At 66.3% G+C, this 25,529-nt stretch carries 26 protein-coding genes; 11 read left to right on the top strand and 15 right to left on the bottom strand.

Annotated elements, in window-relative coordinates:
* Nucleotide 1 precedes the first annotated feature (1 nt).
* Both BMX43_RS04325 and gyrA read right to left on the bottom strand, forming a co-directional pair.
* The gene (locus tag BMX43_RS04325) at nt 2–295 is read right to left on the bottom strand and encodes a hypothetical protein (RefSeq protein ID WP_091297543.1); all 294 of its coding nucleotides are present in this window, start codon (nt 293–295) and stop codon (nt 2–4) included.
* Nucleotides 288–2,984 (bottom strand): DNA gyrase subunit A, encoded by a 2,697-nt coding sequence (gyrA, locus tag BMX43_RS04320; RefSeq protein ID WP_091297539.1) that lies wholly within the window; start codon nt 2,982–2,984, stop codon nt 288–290. The genes BMX43_RS04325 and gyrA overlap by 8 nt, the downstream gene beginning before the upstream one ends.
* A 234-nt stretch (nt 2,985–3,218) precedes the next feature.
* Between gyrA and BMX43_RS04315 the strand changes: the two genes are divergently transcribed.
* Nucleotides 3,219–3,488 carry an usg protein gene (locus BMX43_RS04315; protein ID WP_091297535.1) on the top strand — a complete coding sequence of 90 codons (270 nt, stop codon included), beginning with the start codon at nt 3,219–3,221 and terminating at the stop codon, nt 3,486–3,488.
* A 64-nt stretch (nt 3,489–3,552) separates the two neighbouring features.
* On the opposite strand, the gene BMX43_RS04310 is transcribed toward BMX43_RS04315, so the two are convergent.
* Together BMX43_RS04310 and rocF are read right to left on the bottom strand one after the other, a co-directional pair.
* On the bottom strand, nt 3,553–4,602 hold the full coding sequence (locus BMX43_RS04310) for an ornithine cyclodeaminase (RefSeq protein WP_091297531.1): 1,050 nt from the start codon (nt 4,600–4,602) through the stop codon (nt 3,553–3,555).
* Between the two features lie 9 nt (nt 4,603–4,611).
* The gene (gene rocF, locus BMX43_RS04305) at nt 4,612–5,538 is read right to left on the bottom strand and encodes an arginase (RefSeq protein ID WP_091297528.1); all 927 of its coding nucleotides are present in this window, start codon (nt 5,536–5,538) and stop codon (nt 4,612–4,614) included.
* Nucleotides 5,539–5,646: 108 nt separating this feature from the next.
* On the opposite strand from rocF, the gene BMX43_RS04300 reads away from it, so the two are divergent.
* The 4 genes from BMX43_RS04300 (at nt 5,647) to BMX43_RS04285 (ending at nt 9,621) form a co-directional block, all read left to right on the top strand.
* Nucleotides 5,647–6,078: an Lrp/AsnC family transcriptional regulator gene (locus tag BMX43_RS04300; RefSeq protein WP_091297524.1), complete on the top strand. Its 432-nt coding sequence runs from the start codon at nt 5,647–5,649 to the stop codon at nt 6,076–6,078.
* 280 nt (nt 6,079–6,358) lie between these two features.
* Nucleotides 6,359–8,329, top strand: coding sequence for a heme lyase CcmF/NrfE family subunit (locus tag BMX43_RS04295; RefSeq protein ID WP_091297521.1), 1,971 nt, complete (start codon nt 6,359–6,361; stop codon nt 8,327–8,329).
* Between the two features lie 5 nt (nt 8,330–8,334).
* The gene (locus BMX43_RS04290; protein WP_091297518.1) at nt 8,335–8,781 is read left to right on the top strand and encodes a cytochrome c-type biogenesis protein; all 447 of its coding nucleotides are present in this window, start codon (nt 8,335–8,337) and stop codon (nt 8,779–8,781) included.
* A 63-nt stretch (nt 8,782–8,844) separates the two neighbouring features.
* Nucleotides 8,845–9,621: an enoyl-CoA hydratase-related protein gene (locus BMX43_RS04285; RefSeq protein WP_091297515.1), complete on the top strand. Its 777-nt coding sequence runs from the start codon at nt 8,845–8,847 to the stop codon at nt 9,619–9,621.
* Between the two features lie 172 nt (nt 9,622–9,793).
* Here BMX43_RS04285 and ilvN read toward each other — a convergent pair whose 3' ends face one another.
* The gene (gene ilvN, locus BMX43_RS04280; protein WP_091297512.1) at nt 9,794–10,354 is read right to left on the bottom strand and encodes an acetolactate synthase small subunit; all 561 of its coding nucleotides are present in this window, start codon (nt 10,352–10,354) and stop codon (nt 9,794–9,796) included.
* Between ilvN and BMX43_RS20490 the strand changes: the two genes are divergently transcribed.
* Nucleotides 10,335–10,382 (top strand): hypothetical protein, encoded by a 48-nt coding sequence (locus BMX43_RS20490; protein WP_425431781.1) that lies wholly within the window; start codon nt 10,335–10,337, stop codon nt 10,380–10,382. The genes ilvN and BMX43_RS20490 overlap by 20 nt on opposite strands.
* Before the next feature lie 61 nt (nt 10,383–10,443).
* Here BMX43_RS20490 and BMX43_RS04275 read toward each other — a convergent pair whose 3' ends face one another.
* From BMX43_RS04275 to BMX43_RS04245, 7 genes are all read right to left on the bottom strand, one after another.
* Nucleotides 10,444–12,207 (bottom strand): acetolactate synthase 3 large subunit, encoded by a 1,764-nt coding sequence (locus BMX43_RS04275; protein WP_091297510.1) that lies wholly within the window; start codon nt 12,205–12,207, stop codon nt 10,444–10,446.
* Between the two features lie 459 nt (nt 12,208–12,666).
* The gene (locus tag BMX43_RS04270; protein ID WP_091297507.1) at nt 12,667–13,503 is read right to left on the bottom strand and encodes an arginyltransferase; all 837 of its coding nucleotides are present in this window, start codon (nt 13,501–13,503) and stop codon (nt 12,667–12,669) included.
* Between the two features lie 91 nt (nt 13,504–13,594).
* Nucleotides 13,595–14,041, bottom strand: coding sequence for an RDD family protein (locus BMX43_RS04265; protein WP_091297503.1), 447 nt, complete (start codon nt 14,039–14,041; stop codon nt 13,595–13,597).
* A gap of 58 nt (nt 14,042–14,099) precedes the next feature.
* Nucleotides 14,100–14,543 carry a DUF2852 domain-containing protein gene (locus BMX43_RS04260; RefSeq protein ID WP_091297499.1) on the bottom strand — a complete coding sequence of 148 codons (444 nt, stop codon included), beginning with the start codon at nt 14,541–14,543 and terminating at the stop codon, nt 14,100–14,102.
* A gap of 122 nt (nt 14,544–14,665) precedes the next feature.
* Nucleotides 14,666–15,007, bottom strand: a complete 342-nt coding sequence (locus tag BMX43_RS04255; RefSeq protein ID WP_091297495.1) for a DMT family transporter — start codon at nt 15,005–15,007, stop codon at nt 14,666–14,668.
* On the bottom strand, nt 15,004–15,570 hold the full coding sequence (locus BMX43_RS04250) for a TetR/AcrR family transcriptional regulator (RefSeq protein ID WP_091298958.1): 567 nt from the start codon (nt 15,568–15,570) through the stop codon (nt 15,004–15,006). The genes BMX43_RS04255 and BMX43_RS04250 overlap by 4 nt, the downstream gene beginning before the upstream one ends.
* Nucleotides 15,571–15,607: 37 nt before the next feature.
* Nucleotides 15,608–16,078, bottom strand: coding sequence for a YbaK/EbsC family protein (locus BMX43_RS04245; protein WP_091297492.1), 471 nt, complete (start codon nt 16,076–16,078; stop codon nt 15,608–15,610).
* 198 nt (nt 16,079–16,276) lie between these two features.
* On the opposite strand from BMX43_RS04245, the gene BMX43_RS04240 reads away from it, so the two are divergent.
* Both BMX43_RS04240 and BMX43_RS04235 read left to right on the top strand, forming a co-directional pair.
* Entirely contained in the window at nt 16,277–19,072 is a 2,796-nt protein-coding gene (locus tag BMX43_RS04240) for a [protein-PII] uridylyltransferase family protein (protein WP_091297489.1), read from the top strand.
* Nucleotides 19,062–19,331 (top strand): hypothetical protein, encoded by a 270-nt coding sequence (locus tag BMX43_RS04235; RefSeq protein WP_091297485.1) that lies wholly within the window; start codon nt 19,062–19,064, stop codon nt 19,329–19,331. The genes BMX43_RS04240 and BMX43_RS04235 overlap by 11 nt, the downstream gene beginning before the upstream one ends.
* A 15-nt stretch (nt 19,332–19,346) precedes the next feature.
* Here the strand turns inward: BMX43_RS04235 and eda are convergent, their stop codons facing one another.
* Together eda and edd are read right to left on the bottom strand one after the other, a co-directional pair.
* A complete protein-coding gene (gene eda / locus BMX43_RS04230) occupies nt 19,347–19,988 on the bottom strand; it encodes a bifunctional 4-hydroxy-2-oxoglutarate aldolase/2-dehydro-3-deoxy-phosphogluconate aldolase (RefSeq protein WP_091297482.1) in 642 nt (213 codons plus the stop codon).
* 129 nt (nt 19,989–20,117) lie between these two features.
* Nucleotides 20,118–21,923: a phosphogluconate dehydratase gene (gene edd, locus BMX43_RS04225; protein WP_091297479.1), complete on the bottom strand. Its 1,806-nt coding sequence runs from the start codon at nt 21,921–21,923 to the stop codon at nt 20,118–20,120.
* A 257-nt stretch (nt 21,924–22,180) separates the two neighbouring features.
* Between edd and BMX43_RS04220 the strand changes: the two genes are divergently transcribed.
* The 3 genes from BMX43_RS04220 to BMX43_RS04210 all read left to right on the top strand — a co-directional run bounded on the left by BMX43_RS04220 (nt 22,181) and on the right by BMX43_RS04210 (nt 24,718).
* On the top strand, nt 22,181–22,861 hold the full coding sequence (locus tag BMX43_RS04220) for a DUF6778 family protein (protein ID WP_139201521.1): 681 nt from the start codon (nt 22,181–22,183) through the stop codon (nt 22,859–22,861).
* 95 nt (nt 22,862–22,956) lie between these two features.
* Complete coding sequence (locus BMX43_RS04215; protein ID WP_091297473.1) at nt 22,957–24,165, top strand: RSP_2647 family RNA methyltransferase; 1,209 nt, start codon at nt 22,957–22,959, stop codon at nt 24,163–24,165.
* A gap of 1 nt (nt 24,166) precedes the next feature.
* A complete protein-coding gene (locus BMX43_RS04210) occupies nt 24,167–24,718 on the top strand; it encodes an RSP_2648 family PIN domain-containing protein (protein ID WP_091297469.1) in 552 nt (183 codons plus the stop codon).
* Nucleotides 24,719–24,835: 117 nt separating this feature from the next.
* Here the strand turns inward: BMX43_RS04210 and BMX43_RS04205 are convergent, their stop codons facing one another.
* Nucleotides 24,836–25,522: a M48 family metallopeptidase gene (locus tag BMX43_RS04205; RefSeq protein WP_091297467.1), complete on the bottom strand. Its 687-nt coding sequence runs from the start codon at nt 25,520–25,522 to the stop codon at nt 24,836–24,838.
* Nucleotides 25,523–25,529 lie beyond the last annotated feature (7 nt).

Genomic DNA, 25,529 nt, shown 5'->3' with positions numbered 1-25,529 from the left:
GTTAACTGCGCAGCAAAAGCCGTTGTGCGGCCACGAATTCCACCGGATCACCGAACCTGAACCCCAGCGCCGCGGCCTTGTCGAAAAAACCGCGTGCCGGCAGGCCGGGCGTCAGGCGTGCCTCGCATAGGGCGGCGCGCAGGGGTTTTCCGGCCGCCGCGTCCTGTTCCATCAGCCGTTCCAGCGCGGCCGTCAGATCGGCGACGCGCCAGCCCAATTCGCGGGCCAGCGCGCCATAGGCGATGGTCTGGCCTTGCGCGGCCAGCAGGGCCAGCCGCGCCTCAAGATCACTCATCTGCCTGATCGGGCCCCTGTTCAGCCACGCGCGCAACCGAGACGACCTCTTCATCGGCGCCGACATTGAACACCCGCACGCCGCCCGCCCCGCGCGAACGGAAGCTGATCTGATCCACCGGCACGCGGATCGACTGGCCGGTGGAGGTAGCCAGCATGATCTGATCCGACAGATCGACCGGGAACGAGGCCACCAGCTTGCCGCCGCGCATCGCCCCATCCATCGCCTTCACGCCCATGCCGCCACGGCCCCGCACCGGATAATCATGGCTGGAGCTGAGCTTACCAGACCCTCCTGATGTAATTGTCAGGATCAGATCCTCGGCCGCCGACATCGCGGCATAGCGCTCGGGCGAGAGTTGGCCGATGGCGACCGCCTCTTCCTCATCGTCGGCTTCAACCTCTTCATCCGGCGCCCCGGCCATCAGGCGGCGCTGTTTCAGATAGGCCTCCCGCTCTTCGGGATTGGCCTCGAAATGGCGGATGATCGCCATGGAGACCACTTTGTCACCCTCGGCAAGCCGGATGCCGCGCACGCCGGTCGAACCGCGGCTCTTGAACACGCGAATCTCGGTGGTAGAAAAGCGGATCGCCCGCCCGCCCGCCGTGACCAGCATCACGTCGTCATTCTCGTCCGCAATGGCCGCATTCACCAGCGAAACGCCCTCGGGCAGGTTCATGGCGATCTTGCCGTTGCGCTTCACATTGGTGAAATCCGACAGATCGTTCTGCCGCACATCGCCGTCCGAGGTGGCAAAGACGATCTGCAGATCGTCCCATTCCGCTTCCGGCACGTCCACCGGCATCAGCGCGGCGATGGAAACGCCTTGCTCGATCGGCAGGATATTGACGATCGCCTTGCCCTTGGCCGTGCGACCGGCCAAAGGCAGCCGCCAGCATTTCAGCTTGTAAACCATTCCATCTGTTGTGAAAAACAGCAGATGGGTGTGGGTGTTGGCCACGAAAAGCGTGGTCACCACATCATCCTCTTTCGTCGCCATCGACGAAAGGCCCTTGCCGCCCCGGTTCTGCGCACGGAATTCGGCCAGCGGGGTGCGCTTGATATAACCGCCGGAGGTGATGGTGACGACCATATCCTCGCGCTCGATCAGATCCTCGTCTTCCATATCGCCGGCCCAATCGACGATTTCCGTCCGGCGCGGAATGGCAAACTGGGTCTTCACCTCGGTCAGCTCGTCCGAGATGATCGCCATGATCCGGTCACGAGACCCAAGAATTTCCAAGTAATCCTTGATCTTTGCAGCCAGTTCTTCAAGTTCGTCGGTGATCTCTTTGACACCCATCGCGGTCAGGCGCTGCAGGCGCAGTTCCAGGATGGCGCGGGCCTGGGTTTCCGACAGGTTATAGGTGCCGTCGTCATTGACCTTGTGGGTCGGGTCGTCGATCAGCCGGATATAGGCCACGATGTCATGGGCAGGCCAGCGCCGGGTCATCAGCCGTTCGCGCGCTTCGGCCGGATCGGCGGAGGAGCGGATGGTCGCCACGATCTCGTCCACGTTGGACACGGCAACGGCCAGGCCACACAGGATATGGCTGCGCTCGCGCGCCTTGCGCAGTTCATACGCGGTGCGGCGCGCCACAACTTCTTCTCGGAAGGTAATGAAATGGCTCAGGAAATCGCGCAGCGTCAATTGTTCTGGGCGACCGCCGTTCAGCGCCAGCATGTTGCAGCCGAAGGTGGTTTGCATCGGCGAGAACCGGAACAACTGGTTCAGCACCACATCCGCCGTCGCGTCGCGCTTCAACTCGATCACCACGCGCACGCCGATCCGGTCGGATTCGTCGGCGATGTTGGAGATGCCCTCGATCTTCTTCTCGCGCACCAGATCGGCGATCTTTTCGATCATCGTCGCTTTATTCACCTGATAGGGAATCTCGTCGAGGATGATCGCCCAGCGATCCTTGCGGATCTCTTCGATGCGGGTCTTGGCGCGGATGATGACCGAACCACGCCCCTCTAGATAAGCCTTGCGCGCACCCGAACGCCCCAGGATATGGCCCCCGGTCGGGAAATCGGGCGCCGGAATGATCTCCATCAGCGCCTCGGTCGAGATGTCGGGGTTCTGGATCATCGCCAGACAGCCGTCGATCACCTCGCCCAGATTGTGCGGCGGAATGTTGGTCGCCATGCCGACCGCGATACCGCCCGCACCGTTCACCAGCATGTTGGGGAATCGCGCCGGAAGGACGGTGGGTTCCTTGTCCTTGCCGTCATAATTGTCCTGAAAATCGACGGTATCCTTGTCGATATCGGCCAGAAGGAAGGCGGCGGGCTTGTCCATCCGCACTTCGGTATAGCGCATGGCGGCGGCGTTATCGCCATCCATGGAGCCGAAATTTCCTTGTCCATCAAGGAGTTTCAGCGACATGCTGAAGGGCTGCGCCATGCGGACCAGCGCGTCGTAGATCGCGCTATCGCCATGCGGGTGGTATTTCCCCATCACATCGCCCACCGGACGGGCAGACTTGCGATAGGCCTTGTCATGGGTGTTGCCGGTTTCCGACATTGCGTAAAGAATACGCCGATGCACAGGTTTTAACCCGTCGCGCAGATCGGGGATCGCACGGCTGACGATCACGCTCATCGCGTAATCGAGATAGGCCGTCTTCATCTCGGCCTCGATGGAAACCTGCGGCCCCGTATAGGTGCTGCGCGGTTTTTCTTCCATGTTTTCAGTGTCTTCCGGCTGGTCGGTCACGGAGGCCGCCTTCTTTTCTGCGGGGTGTCAGAGGCCCCAAGATGTAGTTGGCAGCACTATAGACCATCGCGGATATGGGGTGCAACCGCGCATCGCGGGCGCGATTGGCAGCCGTGGCGAATGAGTGACAACACACTGTTTTCATTGATTAATAACGGATTTTTGGCATCCTGATTCTACAAGAAGAAACCACGGAGGTATCTTATGGAGCACCGCGATACGGAACTGATGCTGAAAGGCTATGGGCTGACCACGGCCGAGCTGTATTACCGGATGCCGGATTTTCGCAATGTGCTGAACAGCTTCATCTGGCAAGAGTATGATCTTGCACCAGATTATCCCAAACTGTTCAACTTCATCGAATTCTGGCAGGAAAAGATCGAGGGGCCGCTGCACTCGGTCCGCTTCACCCATCGCAAGCTGATCGGGCCGGGCGAGTGGCGCAATGTGGTGGGGGAATTCCGGCTGCATTGAGGGGGGGTGACAAGGCGGCACCCCCTGTACACCCCCGGTGCAGCATCAGTGCGGCGCAAAACGCTCAGGCGGCCTGCGCGCGCAGCAGCATCCCGAACAGGTCGCGCGGGTCGTCCGGGTCGGCGATCATGTCGAGATCCTGATAGAATCCGGTGCCGCGCAGCCGCGAATGGACATAGCGCAGGGCGCTGAAATCCTCGATGGCGAAGCCCACGCTGTCGAACAGGGTGATCTGGCGCGGGTCATGGCGCCCCTCGGCCTGACCGGCGATGACCTGCCACAGCTCGGTCACCGGATGGTCGGGGGCAAGCTGCTGGATCTCGCCTTCGATCCGGGTTTGCGGCGGGTATTCGACGAAGATGCCAGCGCGCAGCAGGATGTCGCGGTGCAGCTCTGTCTTGCCGGGGCAATCGCCGCCAACGGCGTTGATGTGCACGCCGCTGCCCACCATGTTGTCGGTCAGGATCGTGGCATTCTGCTTGTCGGCGGTGCAGGTGGTCAGGATCTGCGCGCCAAGGATCGCCTCTTGCGCCGTGGCGCAGGGCACCACGCGCAACCCGAGGCCCGCGAGATTGGCGGCGCATTTGCGGGTGGCGGCGGGGTCAATGTCGAATAGTCGGACCTCTGAAATGCCGCAGATCGCCTTGAAGGCCAGCGCCTGAAATTCGGACTGTGCGCCGTTGCCGATCATCGCCATGGTGGTGGCGCCTTGCGGCGCCAGCCATTTGGCGGCCAGCGCCGAGGTGGCGGCGGTGCGCAGCGCGGTCAGCAGCGTCATCTCGCTGAGCATCAGCGGATATCCGGTGGCCACATCGGCCAGAAGCCCAAAGGCGGTAACGGTTTGCAGCCCTTTCTTCATGTTCGACGGATGGCCGTTCACATATTTGAAGCCATAGGTCTGCCCGTCGGAGGTGGGCATCAGTTCGATCACCCCCACATCGGAATGCGAGGCGACGCGCGGGGTCTTGTCGAACAGCGGCCAGCGGCGGAAATCGGCTTCGATCTCGGCGGCGAGATCGACCATCATCTGTTCGATGCCGATGTGAAGAACAAGGCGCATCATGTTGTCAACGCTGACAAAAGGCACAAAGGCTTGGCGGGATGGCTGGGTCATGGCAAGCTTTCAAGCAAAACTGCGGGTGGGCCGGTCGAAGACCTTCTTGCCCATCAGCGAGGCGACGAGATCGACCATCAGCTTCGCGGTGCGGCCACGGTCGTCGAGGAAGGGATTCAGTTCCACCAGATCCAGCGAGGTGACGAGGCCGGATTCGTGCAACAGCTCCATCACCAGATGCGCCTCGCGGAAGGTGGTGCCGCCGGGCACGGTGGTGCCGACGGCCGGCGCGATCGACGGGTCGAGGAAATCGACATCCAGGCTGACATGCAGCATCCCGCCCGCCTCGCGCACGGCGGTCAGGAATTCGCGCAAGGGCGCGACGATGCCGCGCTCGTCCAGCACGCGCATGTCGTTGATGGCGATGTCATGGCGCAGCAGGGCGGCATGTTCGGCCGGGTCCACCGAGCGGATACCATAGAGGCAGATGCGCTGCGCCGGGATCGGGGCCGGAAAGGGCGGGAAGGACTCGAACCCCTCGCGCCCGGCGATATAGGCCACGGGGGTGCCGTGCAGATTGCCCGAAGTGGTGGTGAGCGGCGTGTGAAAATCGCTATGCGCATCAAGCCAGAGCAGGAACAGCGGCCGCCCGATGCGCCGGGCATGGGCGGCGGCGCCCGCCACGGTGCCCAGCGCCAGCGAATGGTCGCCGCCCAGCGTGATCGGCATGGCATCCTGCGCCAAGGCGTCCTCGACCTTTTCGCGCAGAATCTCGGTCCAGCCCAGCGTTTCGGGCAGTTGATCGACGGCGGGGTTGGGGCAATGGGCCGGGGCCACGGTGACGGGGGCGACATCGCCCCAATCGGTCACGCCATGGCCAAGATCGGCGATCATGCGGGCAAGACCGGCCACCCGATAGGCGGCGGGGCCCATGAGGCAACCGGGGCGGCGCTGGCCGCTATCGACCGGCGCACCGATGAGAATGGTCTGGGTCATTTGCGTCTCCTGTTGGGGTAAGGATGTTTGCGGCTTGCGGCAGGTTCCATCGGCATTATGATCGTTTTGTAACATGATTTGCGCAATGCGGTTGGGGGAATTGCCGGTATGGACGATGTGGATCAACGGCTGATCGCCGAGTTGCGGCGCGACGGGCGGGCGGCGCTGTCGGATCTGGCGGAGCGGCTGGAGCTGAGCCGGGCGACGGTGCGGGCGCGGATGGAGCGGCTGACGGCGCGGGGCGAAATTGCGGGCTTCACCGTGGTGACGCGGGCCGATGTGACGGCGGCGCCGGTGCGCGGGCTGATGATGATCGGCATCGAGGGGCGCGGCGGCGAACGCATCATGGCGCGGCTGGCGGGGATTCCGGCGGTGATGGCGGTGCATTCCACCAATGGCAAATGGGATCTGATCGTGGAACTGGCGACACAGACCCTGCTGGAACTGGACGAGGTGATTCACCGCATCCGCAGCATCGAGGGGGTGACGACCTCTGAAACCAATCTGCTGCTGTCCACGCGCAAGGCGGGGCGGAAGTAAGAAGGAAGGGGGCGCTCGCGCCCCCTCTTGGCCTTTGGCCAATTCACCCCCTGAGGATATTTGAGAACAGAAAATGGCATAGGCCCGCTTTTCATTTTCTGTTCTCAAATATCCTCGGGGGGTGAGCCCGGAACGGGCGAGGGGGGCAGACAGCCCCCTTTGCACGCGGTCCACCTGCGCCGCACCTGGGCGGCTTGCGACATCGGCGCGCGGGGGACTTTCGGCCCATGGCGGGGCGGGCGGCTTTGGCCTAGACTGGCGCGTGAACAGGGAGACGCGGATGATTGTAGAGCTTGGGCATTTCGCGCTGGTGCTCGCGCTGGCGGTGGCGGTGGTGCAATCCACGGTGCCGCTGGTGGGGGCGCAGAAGCGCTGGGGCGCGTGGATGGCGGTGGGCGAGCCTGCGGCGGTGGTGCAACTGCTGCTGATCGCGGTGGCTTTCGGGGCGCTGACCTATGCCTTTGTCACCTCGGACTTTTCGCTGCGGCTGGTGGTGCTGAATTCGCATACCGACAAGCCGATGCTGTACAAGATCTCGGGCGTCTGGGGCAACCATGAGGGGTCTTTGCTGCTGTGGGTGCTGATTCTGGCGCTGTTCGGCGCCTGTGCGGTGCTGTTCGGCAATAACCTGCCGCAGACGCTGCGGGCGCGGGTGCTGGCGGTGCAGGGGATGATCGGCGTGGCGTTTCTGGCGTTTCTGCTGTTCACCTCCAACCCCTTCCTGCGGCTGGCCGATCCGCCGTTGAATGGCGATGACCTGAACCCGCTGCTGCAAGACCCGGGGCTCGCCTTCCATCCGCCGTTCCTCTACCTCGGCTATGTCGGGCTGAGCATGGCGTTCAGTTTCGCGGTGGCGGCGCTGATCGAGGGGCGGGTGGATGCGGCCTGGGCGCGCTGGGTGCGGCCCTGGACGCTGGCGGCGTGGATTTTCCTGACCATCGGCATCGCGCTGGGGTCCTGGTGGGCTTATTACGAGCTGGGCTGGGGCGGGTTCTGGTTCTGGGATCCGGTGGAAAACGCCTCGTTCATGCCCTGGCTGATCGCCGCGGCGCTGTTGCACAGTGCCATTGTGGTGGAAAAGCGCGAAAGCCTGAAGGCCTGGACGATCCTGCTGGCGATTCTCGCCTTTGGCTTCAGCCTGATCGGCACGTTCATCGTGCGTTCGGGCGTCATCACCTCGGTCCATGCCTTCGCCAATGACCCGGAGCGCGGCGTGTTCATCCTGCTGATTCTGGCGGTGTTCATGGGCGGCGCGCTGACGCTGTTTGCCTTCCGCGCCGGGGTGATGGAGGCGAAGGGGGTGTTTGGCATGGTCAGCCGCGAAAGCGCGCTGGTGGTGAACAACCTGCTGCTGGCGGTGGCGAGCTTCGTGGTGTTCATCGGCACGATCTGGCCGCTGATCGCCGAACTGCTGTGGGCGCGCAAACTGAGCGTCGGGGCGCCGTTCTTTGACGCGGCGTTTTCGCCCTTCATGGTGGCGCTGGCGGTGGTGCTGCCGATTGGCGCGATGATGCCGTGGAAGCGGGCTCAGGTTGGCCGGGTGATGCCCTCGCTGATGCCGGCGCTGCTGCTGGCGCTGGCTTGCGGGGCGCTGGTCTGGGCGATGCAGACCGGGCGCTCGGCGCTGGGGCCGATCGGGGCTGCTCTGGGCGCCTGGGTGGTGCTGGGGGCGCTGACCGATCTGTGGCAGCGCGCGGGCCGGATGGGCCTTGCCGTGCGGCTGGGCCGGATGGCGCGGCTGCCGCGGGCCGAATGGGGCAAGGCGACCGCCCATGCCGGGCTGGGCGTCACGATCTTTGCGGTGGCGGCGATGAATGCCTGGTCCACCGAGCAGATCAAGGTGGTGCAACTGGGCGAAAGCTTTGCGCTGCACGGGCTGGATGTGACGCTGAGCAAGGTCGAGGAGCTGCAGGGGCCGAACTACCTGTCCACCCGGGCCGAGATGGTGGTGCGCCAGGGCGATCAGGTGATCGCGGTGATGTATCCCGAAAAGCGGGTCTATCCGGTGCAGGCGATGCCGACGACCGAGGCGGCGATTGATCAGGGGCTGTGGCGCGATCTGTATCTGGTGATCGGTGACAAGCAGGAGGCCGGGGGCTATGCCGTGCGCGCCTATTGGAAGCCGATGGCCGACTGGCTGTGGATCGGCGCCGGGCTGATGGCGCTGGGGGGGCTGCTGTCGCTGACCGACCGGCGCTATCGGGTGGCGGCAGGGGCGCGTCGCAGCGCCGCTGCGGTTCCGGCGGAGTGAGCGTGATGCGGTTGATCCTTGCCTTCTGTCTGAGCCTGCTGGCCGCTCCCGCCTTTGCCGTGCAGCCCGACGAGGTGTTGCCCGATCCGGCGCTGGAGGCGCGGGCGCGCGAGATTTCGCAGATGCTGCGCTGCCCGGTCTGCCAGTCGGAAAACATCGACGATTCCAACGCCGACATCTCGCGCGATCTGCGCCTGCTGGTGCGCGAGCGGCTGGTGGCGGGCGACAGCGACGCGGCGGTGCTGGACTATGTGGTGGACCGCTACGGCGAATATGTGCTGTTCCGGCCCGATACCCGCGGCTCCAATCTGCTGCTCTGGGGGGCGGGGCCGGGGATGCTGCTGATCGGCGGCGGGCTGGCGCTGGCCTATGTGCGGCGGCGCAGGCAGGCAGCCCCTGCGGCGCTGACGGCGGAAGAAGAGGCGCGGCTGGCGGAAATCCTGAAGGAGTGACGTGCCGTTCCGCTTTCCTGTCGGCTGCGTCCCGCTAGGCTGGCGCAAACGAGGAGGTTCGGGATGGAATTTGACACGATCACGCTGGCCGAGGCCGGGGGCATTGCCACGATCACGCTGAACCGGCCGGAGGTGATGAATGCGCTGTCCAGCCGGATGCGGGCGGAACTGCTGGCGGCGATGCGGATTGCCGAGGCGCGGGCGCGGGTCATCGTGCTGACCGGGGCGGGGCGGGCCTTCTGTTCGGGGCAGGATCTGGGCGATGCGGCGGCTGTGGGCGAGATCGAGCTGGAACAGGTGCTGCGCGAGGAATATGAGCCGCTGCTGCACGCGATCTATGATTGTCCGGTGCCGACCATCGCGGCGGTGAATGGCGTGGCGGCGGGGGCCGGGGCCAATCTGGCGCTGGCGGCGGATGTGGTGATCGCGGCGGAGGGCGCCAGTTTCGTGCAGGCCTTCACGCGGATCGGGCTGATCCCGGATGCGGGGGGCACCTGGTGGCTGCCGCGTCAGGTGGGCATGGCACGGGCGATGGGGGCTTGCCTCTTTGCCGACAAGATCAGCGCGCGGCAGGCGGAAAGCTGGGGCATGATCTATGAGGCGGTGGCGGATGAGACCTTTGCCGCGCGGGTGGCCGAACGCGCCGGGCAATTGGCGCAGGGGCCGACAGCGGCTTACCGGGCGGTGAAACAGGCGCTGCGTGCGGCGCCGGGCCACAGCCTGCCGGATCAACTGGCGCTGGAGGCGCGGTTGCAGGGCGAGATGGGGCGGAGTGCCGATTTCCGCGAGGGCGTGGCGGCGTTTCTGGAAAAGCGCAAGCCGCAGTTTCGCGGGGTTTGAGGGGGGCTCCCCCTCAGCTTGCCGGGTTCCCCCTCACCCTGACCCTCTCCCCCGAGGGGAGAGGGGAAAGCGCAGGGGGCCGGCCATGGGCTGCGGGTGGTGGGGGTATTACCCCCTCCCTGACCCTCCCCCTGCAGGGGGAGGGAAGGTGCCCCGGATAACCGGCGTCAGGTCACACGCCGCGGGCGAGGGCGGCGACGCCGGTGCGGGCGATTTCGCGCAGGCCCAGCGGGCGCATCAGTTCGGCGAAGGCGTCGATCTTGTCGGGCAGGCCGGTCATTTCGAACACAAAGCTTTCCAGCGTGCTGTCCACTACATTGGCGCGGAAGATCTCGGCCAGACGCAGCGCCTCGATCCGCGCCTCGCCCTTGCCCGACACCTTGATCAGCGCCAGTTCGCGCTGCACGGCGGGGCCTTCCACCGTCAGGTCATGCACCTCGTGCACCGGCACCAGACGGCCCAGTTGCGCCTTGATCTGTTCGATCACCTGCGGCGTGCCGCGCGTCACGATGGTGATGCGCGAGCGGTGCCCCTCGTGATCCACCTCGGCGACGGTCAGGCTGTCGATATTGTAGCCGCGCCCGGAAAACAGCCCGATCACCCGGGCCAGAACGCCGCTTTCGTTATCGACCAGCACGGCCAGCGTATGGGTTTCGATCACCTCGGCATAGGGATCGCGCAGGTCATAGGCGGAATGGCTCGTCGAGCCGCGTTTGATGTTGAGTGCGGACATGCGCCTCTCACTTTCATTTTCTGTCTGAAAATATCCTGCAGGGGGTCCGGGGGACGCAAAGTCCCCCGGGGTCTCACATGGGGCGGGCGTTACACCAGCACGGCGCCCTTGGCCCCGATCACGCCCTGGGTGTCGGCCTCGCCCAGCAGCATCTCGTTATGCGGCTTGCCCGACGGGATCATCGGGAAGCAGTTCTCGTGCTTTTCCACCAGACAGTCGAAGATCACCGGGCCGTCATAGCGGATCATCTCCATAATCGCGTCATCCAGATCCTTCGGATCGGAACAGCGGATGCCCTTGCAGCCGAAGGCCTCGGCCAGTTTCACGAAATCGGGCAGGCTCTCGCTCCACGAATGGCTGTAGCGTTCGCCATGCAGCAGTTCCTGCCACTGGCGCACCATGCCGAGGCGTTCGTTGTTCAGGATGAACTGCTTGACCGGGGCGCGGAATTGCATCGCGGTGCCCATTTCCTGCATGTTCATCAGCCAGCTCGCCTCGCCCGCGACGTTGATCACCAGCGCTTCGGGATGGGCGATCTGCACGCCGATCGAGGCGGGCAGGCCGTAGCCCATGGTGCCCAGCCCGCCGGAGGTCATCCAGCGGTTCGGCGCCTCGAAGCCGAGGAACTGCGCGGCCCACATCTGGTGCTGGCCGACCTCGGTGGTGATGTAGCGGTCCATCCCCTTGGTCAGCGCTTCCAGCCGTTGCAGGGCGTATTGCGGTTTGATGGTCTTTTCGCTGTTCTTGTAGTCAAGGCAGTTGACGGCCTGCCATTCGGCGATCTGTTTCCACCACTTGGCCAGCCCGTCCTTGTTCACCTTGCGCCCACGCGATTTCCACACGCGCAGCAGGTCTTCCAGCACATGGCCGACATCGCCCACGATCGGCACATCGACGCGGATCACCTTGTTGATCGACGAGGGGTCGATGTCGATATGCGCCTTGGCCGAGGTCGGGCTGAAATCCTTGACCCGGCCGGTGATGCGGTCATCGAAGCGGGCGCCGATGTTGATCATCAGATCGCAGCCGTGCATGGCGAGGTTGGCCTCGTAGAGCCCGTGCATCCCCAGCATCCCCAGCCAGTTCTTGCCCGAGGCCGGGTAGGCGCCCAGGCCCATCAGGGTGGAGGTGATGGGGAAGCCGGTCGCCTCCACCAGCTCGCGCAGCAACTGGCTGGCGGCGGGGCCGGAGTTGATCACGCCGCCGCCGGTATAGAACACCGGGCGTTCGGCTTTCTCGATCATCTCCACCAGACGGGTGATCTGGTCGATGTCGCCCTTCACCTTCGGCTGGTAATGGGTGCGGATCTTTTCTTTCGGCGAATAGAGCGCCTCGCCGAACTGCACGTCCTTCGGAATGTCCACCAGCACCGGGCCGGGGCGGCCCGAGGTGGCGACGTGGAAGGCCTGATGCAGGGTTTCGGCCAGCTTCTCGGTATCCTTCACCAGCCAGTTATGCTTGGTGCAGGGGCGGGTGATGCCGACGGTATCGGCCTCTTGAAAGCCGTCGGTGCCGATCATGAAGGTGGGCACCTGGCCCGACAGCACCACCAGCGGGATGGAGTCGAGCAGCGCATCGGTCAGGCCGGTCACCGCATTGGTGGCGCCGGGGCCAGAGGTCACCAGCGCCACGCCGGGCTTGCCGGTGGAGCGGGCATAGCCTTCGGCCATGTGGATGGCGCCCTGTTCGTGGCGCACCAGCACATGGCGGATGTCGTTCTGCTGGAAGATCGCATCATAGATCGGCAGGACGGCGCCGCCGGGATAGCCGAAGACGACCTCAACCCCCTGATCCTTCAGCGCCTGCACGATCATCTGTGCGCCGGTCATCAAACCTTTATCCGCCCTGGTCATATCTTCCGTCCTTTTCGCCGCCGCATTGCGGCCCGTTAGCGCAACAAAAAGCCCCCGGAGTTTCCTTCGGGGGCGCATGGGGAACCTGATGGTCAACCGTTACCGGCCCATGCGCCATTCCTCTACGATGACAAGAAGCTCACGCATTTCTTCACCCTTGGGGCTTGCCTCGACTGGGGCGGACATTATGAGCGGCGGCGCGGGGCGTCAATGGCAAATTTTGCAATAAAATGTCGCAGGTGGCGTGAAAGGTTTCTGAAAGTTGCGGGTTTTGGGGTTTCTGGCGCATGAAGCGGAAAATCAGCCGGGGATTCGGTGCCGGATGCGCGGCAAGAGGCGCGGGCAGGCGCCTTTGTCCGGCGCCTCTGCGGGGCGGCGGCGGGGGCAAGATGAGTATTTTTGCCAGGATGAAGGGGCGGGCGCAGGCGCGGGGCGGGCTGTGGGGGGCGGGGCTGTGGCCTAGTCCTGCCGGGGGCGGGCTTCGGGCAAAGCGATGCGGGCAACCTGTTCGGCGATGGGATCGACCGACAGCGGATGCAGTTCGGCCCGGTGGTCGGCGGGATCGCCCAGATCCTGCCAGGCGCCAGCCTTGTAGATTTCCAGTGCGCTGTAGCCGGCCTTGTAGCCCATCTTGCGGCTGCCCGGCACCCAGTAGCCGAGATAGACGTAGGGAAGCCCCGCCTCGCGTGCGATTTCGACGTGATCGAGGATCAGATAGGCGCCAAGGCTGCGGGCCTGCATGGTGGGTTCGTAAAAGCTGTAGACCATCGACAGCCCGTCATCGAAGACATCGGTCAGGCTGACGGCGGCAAGCTGGCGACCGTGTTCGCCCGGCTGGGCGGGGCGGCTGTATTCAATGACGCGCGAGCGGATCGGGGTTTCCTCGATCATCGCGGCGAATTCGAAAATGTCCATGTCGGCCATGCCGCCATCGGCGTGGCGTGTATCGAGATAGCGGCGGAACAGGGCATACTGGTCTTCTGTGGCCCAGGGCGAGGTGGCGTTGCGGCGCAGGTCGGCATTGCGTTTGAGCAGTTTCTTCTGCGTGCGGCTGGGCTGGAAATCGGCAACGCGGATGCGGGCGGACAGGCAGGCGGAACATTCGGCGCAGGACGGGCGGTAGAGCACATTCTGGCTGCGCCGGAAGCCCTGTTTCGACAGCGTGTCGTTCAGTTTCTGCGCATGTTCGCCCTGCAGCGAGGTGAACAGCTTCCGCTCCAGCCGCCCATCGAGATAGGGGCAGGCCTGCGGGGCCGTCACATAGAATTGCGGCGCGATGGGGAGCGTGTGGCGCATGACCTGAACGGGAATAGGGTGGATTGCGCCTGAGGTTAGCAAGCGGGGCGCCTGTCGCCAAGCGCCCTGTTGCGAAAAATTCATGCAGTTTTCACCGCGGGCGGTTGATCGCCACAGTGCCCAGCACATGGTCGGTCAGCCCCTGACCGCGCGACGAGGTGAACATCAGGAACACCGAGACGATCTGCACCAGAAGCGTGCCGATGGACAGGGTATAGCCCAGCGTGTGCAGGAAGGCGGTCGCAAAGTCGAACCGCTCGCCATAGCGGGTGAGGAAGGTGATGTTCATCAGCCGCATCCCCGGCGTGGCGGAGCCGTTTGCCAACGTTAGCACCCGGTAGGTGAAGCTGATGAACAGGAACAGGAAGGGCAGGAAGAACAGCGCGGTGAAGGCGGTGAAGGGCACGATGATCGCGGTGATCAGCGCGATCAGGATCGTATCGGCCAGCCAGGCGAGGCCGCGCTTGAACGCGACGCCCTCGTAGAATTCGGCATGGCGCTCCGGGTCAGGGAGGTTCGGGGCGGAGAGGGCGAACATCGGCGGGTTCCTGTGGCAGGGGATGGGTGGGGGGCCGTCTGGCCCCCCGGGTTATCACTTAGGTGCGGGGTGCGGGGTCTTCAACCGTGGCGGGTTCGGCGGCCTTGTGGGCGCGTTCGTCCATGAAACGGTCGAACTCCTGCTTGTCCTTGGCTTCGCGCAGGCGTTGCAGGAAGCCTTCGAACGCGGATTGTTCATCTTCCAGACGCTTCAGGGTTTCGGTCTTGTAGGCGTCGAAGGCCGAGTTGCCGGAGCTGCGATAGGCCCCGCCGAAGCGGTGGGCGGAAAATTCGGCGCGGCGTTGGGCGCAGGATTTGCTGAACATGCGTTTGCTCCAGATCATATAGGCGAGGATGGCGAGGCCGACGGGCCAGACAAATATGAAGCCCAGCACCACGGCGGCGATCCAGGCGGGTTTGCCACGGTCGTCCAGCCAGTCGGCGGCGCGGCGCAGCGGGTTGCGGGGGCCGCCTGTCACGGCGGCGGGGAAGGCGGGGGTCATGGGCGGTCTCCTGCTTGCGGGTTCATGTAAAGGCGTTTCACATTGAGGGAGATGCGCATGGCAGGGCCCGGCTTCAAGAGCCGATGTAAAACAAATTTACATTTTTGCCGGAAGGGGGCGGATCAGTGCTGCACGCTGCTGGACAGCGTGTTGATCACCACGACGCCCGACAGGATCAGGCCAAGGCCGACCACCGCCCAGGTGTCGAGCGTCTGGCGGAACAGGACGTAGCCCACACCGGCGATCAGCACGATGCCCATGCCGCTCCACACCGCATAGACGATGCCGATGGGCAGGTGCCGCACCACGACCGACAGGCAGTAGAACGAAAAGCCATAGCAGAGCGCCAGCCCCAGCGTCGGCCAGAGCCGGGTGAATTGCTGGCTGAGGCCGAGGAGCGAGGTGCCCGCAACCTCGGCGGCGATGGCGAGGGCGAGGATGGCATAGGTGGCGAAGGGGGTCATGCGGAGGAAGCCTTGCGGGTGAGGGCGAGGAGGCGGGCGTGCAGGTCGGCGGGCGCGGCGCGGGTGCCCGGGTCCATGTGCTGAAGATTGGCGAGCCAGTAGCCGTCGGTGGCGAGGCGGACGATCTCCAGCTCGGGGAAGGCATCGGTTTCGGCGTGGCGGGTCAGGCGGCCGGTCATCCAGCGCGACCAGATCGCGGCCAGATCTGGGTCGGTGATGGCCGAGAGCGACAGCGAGGACCAGGGCGAGGTGGCGCCTTGGGGGGCGAAGGTGCAGGTGACATAGGCGCGGGTGAAGGTGCCGTAGCCGCCGCTGTCTTGTCCGAGGGCTTCTTCCAGTTCGGCGTCGATCTGATCCAGCAGGTCGGTGCAGACGGCGGCGACGAGGCCCTGTTTGGAGCCGAAATGGTGGAACAGCGCGCCTTTGGTGACGCCCGCCGCCTCGGCCACGGCAGGCAGGGAGACGGCGGCAAAGCCGCTTTCGATGCCAAGGCGGGCCGCCGCATCCAGGAGGGCGCGGCGGGTCTGATCGGGGGTTTTGGGGCGGCGGTGTGCGTTGGACATGCTGAAAGATACCATCAGGTATCTTTCAGGTCAAGGGTCAGGCGGTGAAGGGCGCGAGGGTGGCGCCGGTGAGGCGCAGCAGGTCTTGCGGCGCGATGGGGAAGATGTGGCGCGGCGTGCCTGCGGCGCCCCAGACCTGCGGGAAATCCAGCAGGCGGGGATCGAAAAACTCGGGGCTGGGGGTCAGGTGGCCAATCGGGCTGACGCCGCCGATGGCAAAGCCGGTGACGGCGCGCACCTGCCTTGCATCGGCGCGGCCCAGGGATTCGCCGGCAAGGGCGGAGGCTTTCGCCGGGTCCACCTGATTGCCGCCGGCAGTGAGGAACAGGAACAGCCGGCCAGAGGTTTCGCCCGCGAACAGGATGGATTTCACGATCTGGTCGAGCGCGCAGCCCGCCGCTGCGGCGGCTTGGGGCGCGGTGCGGGTTTCGGCGGCCATTTCCAGCGGGGTGCTGGCGATGCCTGCGGCCTGCAGGGCGGCGATGACGCGGGCGAGGCTTTTGGACATGGGCGGCTCCGGTTTTGCGCAACCGGGATAGCGGGTTCTGGGGCGGAGGGGAAGCGAGGGGGCGCGCGCGCCCCCTCTTGGCCTGCGGCCAATTCACCCCCTGCGGGTATTTTTGCAAAGAAGAAGGGGGGAGTGGTCGCTGTGTGGGGCAATCCGGGGGGCGTTGACGGCGGCGGGGGGCGGCGGCATGGTCGGCGCATGACACATGCTGATTTCGCCTCGCGCCTGAACCGCTCTCCGATTGCCTTTGATGCCGCTGCCGGGGCGGATGTGGCGGGACAATTTGCCGATCTGGCGCCAGAGCTGCGCGGGCTGCTGGCGGGGACGGCGGGCTGTTCGCCCTATCTGCGCGGGCTGATGGGGCGCGAGGCGGAGTGGTTGCGCGCGGCGCTGGCCGGGGCGCCCGAAGGGACGCTGGACGCGGTGTTCGCGCCGCTGGCGGAGCTGCCGGTGGATCAGTTGCCCACGGGCTTGCGGCAGGCGAAGCGGCGGGTGGCGCTGCTGACCGGGCTGGCCGATCTGGGTGGCGTCTGGGATCTGGAGGCGGTGACCGGCGCGCTGTCGCGGCTGGCCGATCTGGCGGTGGATCTGTGTCTGAAACGGCTGGTCGCCGAGGAGATTCGCCGGGGCAAGCTGCCGGGGCAACGGCCCGAGGATGCCGAAACGGCGGGCGGCATGGTGGCGCTGGCCATGGGCAAGGGCGGCGCGGGCGAGCTGAATTACTCGTCCGACATTGATCTGATCTGTTTGTTCGATCAGGAGCGCTATGGGGCGGACTGGCAGGAGGCGCGGACCGGGTTCATTCGCGTGACGCGCAAGATGGCCTCGATCCTGTCGGACATCACCGGCGAGGGCTATGTGTTCCGCACCGATCTGCGGCTGCGGCCCGATGCCAGCGTGACGCCGGTCTGCATCTCGATGGCCGCCGCCGAGGCCTATTACGAGGCGCAGGGCCGCACATGGGAACGGGCGGCCTATATCAAGGCGCGTCCGGCAGGGGGCGACCTTGCGGCGGGCGCGCGGTTCCTGCGGGCGCTGACGCCGTTTGTCTGGCGCAAGCATCTGGATTTCGCGGCGATTCAGGATGCCCATGACATGCGGCTGCGCATCCGCGACCACCGCGGGCTGCATGGGCCGGTGGTGATCGAGGGGCACAACATGAAGCTGGGGGTGGGGGGGATTCGCGAGATCGAGTTCTTCACCCAGACGCGGCAGTTGATCGCAGGCGGGCGCGACCCCGATCTGCGTGACCGCACGACGGTGGGCGGGCTGGCGGCGCTGGCGGCGAAGGGCTGGGTGCCCGAGCCGGTGACGGCGGAGTTGACCGACCTCTATCGCGCGCATCGGGAAATCGAGCATCGCTTGCAGATGGTGCTGGATGCGCAGACCCATGAGATGCCGGTGACCCCCGACGGCGTGGCGCGGATCGCGTATTTCTGCGGTGAAACCGATGTGGCGCGGTTTCGAGCCGATCTGCGCGACCGGCTGGCGCGGACAGACCGGCTGGCCGAGGGGTTTTTCGCGCCGGGGGCGGCGGAAGAGGGGCCGGAGCTTTCGGACACCGCGCGGGGCATTGTGGACGGCTGGCGCGCCTATCCGGCGCTGCGGTCGGAACGGGCGGTGCAGATCTTCAAGCGGCTGCGCCCCACGCTGCTGAAGGCCTTGCAGAAAGCGGCCAACCCGGACGAGGCGCTGCTGGCGCTGGACGGGTTTCTGAAGGGCCTGCCCGCGGGGGTGCAGCTTTTTTCGCTGTTCGAGGCCAATCCGGTGCTGATCGACCTGATTGTCGATATTGCCGGAACGACCCCGGCGCTGGCCCGCTATCTGAGCCGCAATGCCGGGGTGCTGGATGCGGTGATCGGCGGGTCATTCTGGGCGCCTTGGCCGGGGGTGGCGCAGTTGCGGGCGGGGCTGGCGACCGCACTGATCGACGTTCCCGATTACGAGCGCAAGCTGGATGCGGCGCGGCGCTGGATGAAGGAATGGCATTTCCGCGTGGGCGTGCATCATCTGCGCGGGCTGATCGACGCGTTCGAGGCGGCGAAATGCTATGCCGATCTGGGCGAGGTGATGGTGGCCGGGCTGTGGCCGGTGGTGGAGGCGGAATTTGCCCGCCGCCATGGCCCGGCGCCGGGGCGCGGCGCGGTGGTGCTGGGGATGGGCAGCCTTGGCGCGGGGCGGCTGAATGCCGGGTCGGATCTGGATCTGATCGTGATCTATGACGCGCAGGGGGTGGAGGTCAGCACGGGGCCGAAGCCGCTGGCGGCGCGGCCCTATTTCGCGCGGCTGACGCAGGCGATGGTGACGGCGCTGACGGCGCAGATGCCGGAGGGGCGGCTGTATGAGGTGGACATGCGGCTGCGCCCCTCGGGGCGGCAGGGGCCGGTGGCGACCTCGATCGAAGGGTTCCGCAGCTATCAGATGGAGGAGGCCTGGACCTGGGAACATCTGGCGCTGACACGGGCGCGGGTGCTGGCGGGCGATGCGGGGCTGGCTGCGGATGTGGAGGCGGTGCGGCGCGCGGTGCTGACGGCCAAGGCGGGCGGGGCCAGCGTGCTGGCGGATGTGGCGGCGATGCGCGGGCGGTTGCAGGCGGCCAAGCCTGCGGCGGGATCGTGGGAGGCGAAGAACGGCGCGGGGCGGCTGATGGACATCGAACTGCTGGCGCAGACGGCGGCCCTGCGCGCCGCCGATCCGGCGCGGCAGGTGGAGCGGCAGATCCATGCGGGGGTGAAGAGCGGTTTCCTGTCGCTTTCGGACGAGCGGATCTTGCTGGACGCCTACAGGGTGATGTGGCGCCTGCAGGCCGGGGCGCGGCTGCTGACCGATGGAACGCTGGAGCTGGACCGGCTGGGCGAGGGTGGCCGGGCTTTTCTGGTGCGCGAAACGGGGGCCGAGGATGGTGCTGCGCTGACGGCGCGGCTGGAGGCGGCGGCAGAGGCGGCGGCGGCGGTGATCGCGGCACGATTGGAAGGAGCGGGCGATGCAGCTTGAAGAGGCGGACCCGAAAGGGCTGGTGCGCGAAAGCTATGCGATCGAGGGGATCACGGCAGAGGAATGCCGCTCGATCTTCGTGGATTGGGCGCTGAGCCTGAAGGTTGGGGTGGAAGTGCCCGCGGCAGCGGCGGCGCTGATCGCGCATTACGGCGCCGGGCGGGCGGATCATCCGATGACCGGCGTGTTGCACGCGGCGCTGGAGGCCCCGCCGCCCGCGCGGCGCCGGGGCGGCCGCGCCGGGCGGTTTGCCGAATAGGCGGCGCGGATCGGATCAGCGCGGCAGGGCGGCGGCTTCGGCGGCGAGCTTGGTGATGCTGGCCCAGTCGCCCGCCTGCATCAGCGACTTGGGCGCCACCCAGCTGCCGCCGACACACAGCACATTCGGCAGTTTCAGATAATCCGGCGCCTTGGCGAGGCTGATGCCGCCGGTCGGGCAGAAGCTGACCTGCGGCAGCGGCGCGCCGATGGCTGACAGCGCCGGGGCGCCGCCATTGGCCTCGGCCGGAAAGAATTTCTGCACGGTGTAGCCGCGTTCCAGCAGGGCCATGACCTCGGTCGAGGTGGCGGCCCCGGCCAGCAGCGGCAGGTCGTATTCCTCGCAGGCATCCAGCAGCCGGTCGGTGGCGCCGGGCGAGACGCCGAAAGTGGCGCCTGCGGCCTTGGCCGCCTTCACATCAGCCGGGGTCAGCAGCGTGCCTGCGCCCACCACGCCGCCCGGCACCTCGGCCATGGCGCGGATTACGTCCAGTGCGACAGGGGTGCGCAGGGTGACTTCCAGCACCGGCAGGCCACCGGCCACCAGCGCTTCGGCCAGCGGGCGGGCGAAGGACAGATCGTCCAGCACCAGCACCGGGATGACCGGGGCGAGGCGGCAGAGGGCGGCGGATTTGATCGAGGCTTCTTGCGGGGTCATGCTGCTTGTTCCTGACGCTGGCGCGGATGGAGAGGGCGGATGCCTCCGGCGGGAGTATTTTTGCCAGGATGAAGGGCGAAACGTGCGGCTTTCATCCTGGTCCAAATACTCTCTCGCCGAAGGCGAAACTCAGACGACGACGGCGGCGCCTTCGGTGGCATTGCCGACGTTGCGGCGGAACGCCTCGAACAGCTCGCGCCCGGTGCCGTGGGTGTTGGCAGAAAGATCGGCGGTGATCGGTGTGCGGCTGTCGAAATCGGGGGCCAGCACGGTCAGCGTGCCTGCCACGGCATCCAGCCGGATGAGGTCGCCATTGCGCAGGCGCGCCAGTGGGCCGCCGCAAGCCGCCTCGGGCGAAACATGGATCGCGGCGGGCACCTTGCCCGAGGCGCCGGACATGCGGCCATCGGTGACCAATGCCACTTTCAGCCCGCGTTCCTGCAGCACCGACAGCGTGGGGGTCAGCGAGTGCAGTTCGGGCATCCCGTTGGCCTGCGGGCCCTGAAAGCGGACGACGACCACGGTATCCGAGGTGAACTCGCCCGCCTTGAAGGCGCGTTTCACGTCTTCCTGATCGTGGAAGATGCGGGCCGGGGCTTCGATCACATGGCGTTCGGGGGCCACGGCAGAGACCTTGATCACGCCGCGCCCGAGATTGCCGGTCAGCTGTTTCAGCCCGCCCGATGTGGCAAAGGGATCGCGGGCGGGGCGCAGGATCTTTTCGTTCAGGCTGTCACCCGCGCCATCCTGCCAGACCAGTTTGCCATCAATCAGCTTGGGTTCCTGCCGGTAGAGGGCGAGGCCGTCGCCGACCACGGTCTTGGCATCGGGATGCAGCAGGCCCGCATCGAGCAACTGCCCGATCATGTAGCCCAGACCCCCCGCCGCGTGGAAATGGTTCACATCGGCCAGCCCGTTCGGGTAGACCTTGGCCATCAGCGGCACGACATCGGAAATATCGGAGAAATCCTCCAGATCCAGAATGATCCCCGCCGCGCGCGCCATGGCGGGCAGGTGCAGCACGAGGTTGGTGGAGCCGCCAGTGGCCATGAGGCCCACGATGCCGTTGACGAAGGCGCGTTCGTCCAGAATCTCGCCCGCCGGGCGGAAATCATTGCCGAGCGCGGTGATCTGCGCCGCGCGGTCCACCGCCGCATGGGTCAGCGCCTCGCGCAGCGGGGTGCCGGGGTTCACGAAACTGGCGCCCGGCAGGTGCAGGCCCATGAACTCCATCAGCATCTGGTTGGTATTGGCGGTGCCGTAGAAGGTGCAGGTGCCGGGGCCGTGATACGAGGCCATCTCGGCCTCCATCAGCTTGTCGCGGCCGACTTCGCCTTGGGCGAAGAGGTTGCGGACCTTGGATTTTTCGTCATTCGGCAGGCCGGAGGTCATCGGGCCGGCGGGCACGAAGACGGCGGGCAGGTGCGAGAAGGTGGCGGCGGCCATGATCAGGCCGGGCACGATCTTGTCGCAGACGCCGAGGAACAGCGCCGCATCGAAGGTGTTGTGGCTAAGCGAGACGCCCGCCGCCAGCGCGATCACATCGCGCGAGAACAGCGACAGTTCCATCCCCGCCTGGCCTTGCGTCACGCCATCGCACATGGCGGGCACGCCACCGGCGACCTGTGCGGTGGCCCCGGCGCGGCGGGCGGCCTCGCGGATCAGTTTGGGGTAATCTTCATAGGGCTGGTGGGCCGAGAGCATGTCATTATAGGCGGTGACGATGCCGATATTGGGCAGGCGGGCGGCGGCAAGATCGGCCTTGTCGGTGGTCATGGCGGCATAGGCATGGGCCTGATTGCCGCAAGACAGATGCGCGCGGGCCGGGCCCTTGAGGGCGGCGGCCTGCATATGGGCAAGGTAGGTGCCGCGCGTCGCGTCAGATCGGGCGCGGATACGGTCGGTCACGCGGGCGATGGTGGCGTTCAGCGTCATGGCGGCTTCCTCTCGGTCAGACAGCCCTGTTTCTAGCAGACTTTGTTAGCGCTAACAACCCGTGTCGGAATATCGGGAACGGCGGTGCCATCCGGGCGCGCTTTCAGATCTTTGCCGCAGCGGTTGCGCAGCGTCAACGCCCTGTGGTGGGGGCGGCGTTCAAGGATACCGCCATATTAACCTTTTTACTCCGCATTTGCGCCACGATTCGCAGGCTATCTGGCGCCAACAGCAACGGGACATCCCCGGAGGATCAGATGAAAAACGCGATTCGAGTTCTTGTGGCCATGGGTCTTGCATCGGGCCTTTCGGCCTGTGTCGGCGGCAGCGGGACGGTGTCGCGCGGCGGGGTGGATGGTGCGGCGCTGGTGGTTCCGGCCATGGGCGGTGCGGTGGTTATGGCGCCGCAATATGACGTGACAGCGGTGCATGTCACGGTGCCCCGCGATCTGAAAGTTTCCGAGGCGAATGTGTTCTATCCGATCGCCGATATTGTCTGGCGCGGCGAGGCGCCGGGCGACCGTTATGAACAGGTGCGCGCAATCCTTGAGGATGGCGTGACCTCCGGCACGGGGGCCATGCATCAGGGCCGCAAGGTGAACGTCGATGTCGAACTGGTGCGCTTTCATGCGCTGACGGAAAAGACCCGCTACACGGTGGGCGGGGTTCATTCGATCAAGTTCATGCTGACGGTGCGCGATGCGGCCAGCGGTGTGGCGCTGGACGGGCCGCGGATGATCGTGGCGGATGTGAAGGCGGCGGGCGGATCGCGGGCAATGGCCGAGGATCAGGCCGGGCGCACCCAGCGGGTGGTGATCGTCGAGCATCTGGCGGCGGTGATCCGGCGCGAGTTGTCGATGCCGGTGGCGGTGCCGCCGGGCAGCGATCTGGTTTCGCAGAACGGCATCAATACGCTGGTGCTGACCTCGGTGAAGTGACCGGGGGCAAGTGAGCGGGCTTTCAAGGCCGCACGGAACGGGATAGAGGGGGGCTTCATGCCCCCCTTTTCGCCCTCCTTTTCGATTGTGAGCCGATGACCGAGAATTCGCCCCGCGCTGGCCTGCCCGTTGTTCGCCTGAAACCCAAGGCCGAGGCCCGGGCCATTCGGCATGGCTTTCCCTGGGTCTATGCCGACGAGCTGGTGACCGACCGGCGCACGCAGGCGCTGGTGCCCGGCGCGCTGGCGGTGCTGGAAGATGGCGACCGGCGGGCGCTGGGGTTGGTGACGGTGAACACCAAATCCAAGATCATCGCCCGGATGCTGGACCGCGACCCCGAGGCGGTGATCGACGCCGACTGGTTCGCGCGGCGGATCGGGCGGGCGCTGGAACTGCGGGCGCGGCTGTTCGACGCGCCGTTCTACCGGCTGGTTCATGCCGAAGCGGACGGGCTGCCGGGGGTGGTGATCGACCGCTTTGGCGATGTGGCGGTGGTGCAGCCCAATGCGGCCTGGGCCGAAGATCACATCGAGGCGCTGGTGGCGGCGCTGCGCGCGGTGACCGGGGTGGCGACCGTGGTCAAGAACGGCACGGGCCGCGCGCGCGGGCTGGAGGGGCTGACGGAAGAAACCGTGCTGCTGTGTGGTGCGCTGGACGGGCCGATCCCGGTGCCGATGAATGGCGCCACCTATATGGCCGATGTGATGGGCGGGCAGAAGACCGGGCTGTTCTATGACCAGCGCCCGAACCACGCCTTTGCCGCGCGGCTGGCCAAGGGCGCGCGGGTGCTGGACATGTTCACCCATGTTGGCGGCTTTGCCCTGGCGGCGCTGGCAGGTGGCGCGGAATCGGCGCTGGCGGTGGATGCCTCGGCCCCCGCTTTGGCGCTGGCAGCCAAGGGGGCCGAAGCCTCGGGCGTGGCAGATCGGTTCAGCACGCGGCAGGGCGATGCCTTCGAGGTGCTGGAGGCTTTGGGCGCCGAGGGCGCGCGGTTCGAGCTGGTGATCTGTGATCCGCCGGCCTTTGCCCCCGCCAAACCGGCGCTGGAGGCGGGGCTGCGCGCCTATGAACGCATCGCCCGGCTGGCGGCGCCCTTGGTGGCGCCGGGTGGCTATTTGGTGCTGTGTTCCTGTTCCCATGCCGCCGATCTGAGCGCGTTCCGCAATGCCAGCGGGCGCGGCATCGGGCGCGGCGGGCGGCGGGGGCAATTGATCCATACCGGGTTCGCCGGGCCGGACCATCCGCTGCTGCCGCAACTGGCGGAAAGCGGCTATCTGAAGTCGCTGGTCTTCCGGCTCGACTGAGATGAAGGTCGTGCTGGATGCCTGCGTGCTGTTTCCGACGGTGCTGCGGGAAATCCTGCTGGGGGTGGCGCGGGCGGGGCTGTACGAGCCGGTCTGGTCAGAGCGGATTCTGGAAGAATGGGCCCGCGCCGTGCGGCGGCTGGGACCAGGCGCCGAGGCGGTGGCGCGGGGCGATGCGGCGCTGATGCAGGCCGCGTTCCCGCGCGCCTGTGCGAAAGCGCGGCCCGACATCGAGGCGCGGCTGGTGCTGCCCGATGCCAATGACGCGCATGTGCTGGCGGTGGCGATCAGTGCCGGGGCGGACGCGATCCTGACCTTCAACGCCACCGATTTTCCGCGCCATCTGCTGGCCGAGGAACATCTGGACCGGCGCGACCCGGACGGGTTTCTGTGGGAGCTGTGGTCGGGCGACCCCGACACCGTGGGCGCCACCGTGCGCGCGGTTCACGCCGAGGCGGAACGGTTGGCGGGGCAGCCGGTGTCGCTGAAGGCGATGCTGAAGCGGGTGAAGCTGAACCGGTTTGCCAAGGCGCTGGGGGCGGAGGGCGTTTAGCAGCGACAGGCGTCGCGGGGGGCGGCAGGCGTAGCGGGGGGCCAGCCCCCCGCACCCCCCGGAGTATTTTTGCCAGGATGAAGGGCCTTTGCCGGGACAAAGAGCGCAGACCCGGGGTCAGCCTTGCAGCCAGCGCGCCTCGTTGGTTTCGATCGCCGCGATGCGGTCGGGGATGCGCGGGTGGCTGAGCACCCAGGTCGGGATGTCTTCGCTGGACGATCCGGTCAGGCTTTCCAGTTTGCGCAGCAGCGATTTCTGCGGCGCGGTGCCGATGCCCGCCTTGATCAGCAGCGCGGAGGCATAGGAATCGGCCTCGAATTCATCCTTGCGCGACAGGCGGGCCATCAGCGCGCCCGAGATCGCATTGGCGATGAACACGCCGATGAAGGGCAGGAAGCGCGACAGCAGCGCGGTCAGCACGATGAACACCGCATTGGCGCCGGTGAAGTCGATCATGCGGCGGCGGGTATGGCCCAGCGCAACATGGCCGAGTTCATGGGCGATGACGCTGGCCAGCTCTTCGGCGCTGACCTCGCCCCGGTGGAATTTGCGCAGGAAACCTTCGGTCAGGAAGATGCGACCATCGGGGGCGGCGAGGCCGTTGACCTGCGGGATTTCGAACACATGGATGTGCAGCCCCGGCAACTCCAGCGCGGCGGCGAGCCGGTCGGTCAGCGCGGCGAGGCGCGGCTCGTGCAGCGGGTGCGAGGCGGTGTCGAGCACCTTGCGGGTGCGCCAGACCGAGAAGCGGTACAGCGCCAGCGCATAGAGAACGGCGAGGATCAGCGGCAGGAAGCGGGTCATCGCTCAG

Origin of the sequence: Gemmobacter aquatilis, from assembly GCF_900110025.1 — a bacterium.
Taxonomy (GTDB): Bacteria; Pseudomonadota; Alphaproteobacteria; order Rhodobacterales; family Rhodobacteraceae; genus Gemmobacter; species Gemmobacter aquatilis.
This window is presented reverse-complemented; position numbering and strand designations above follow the sequence as displayed.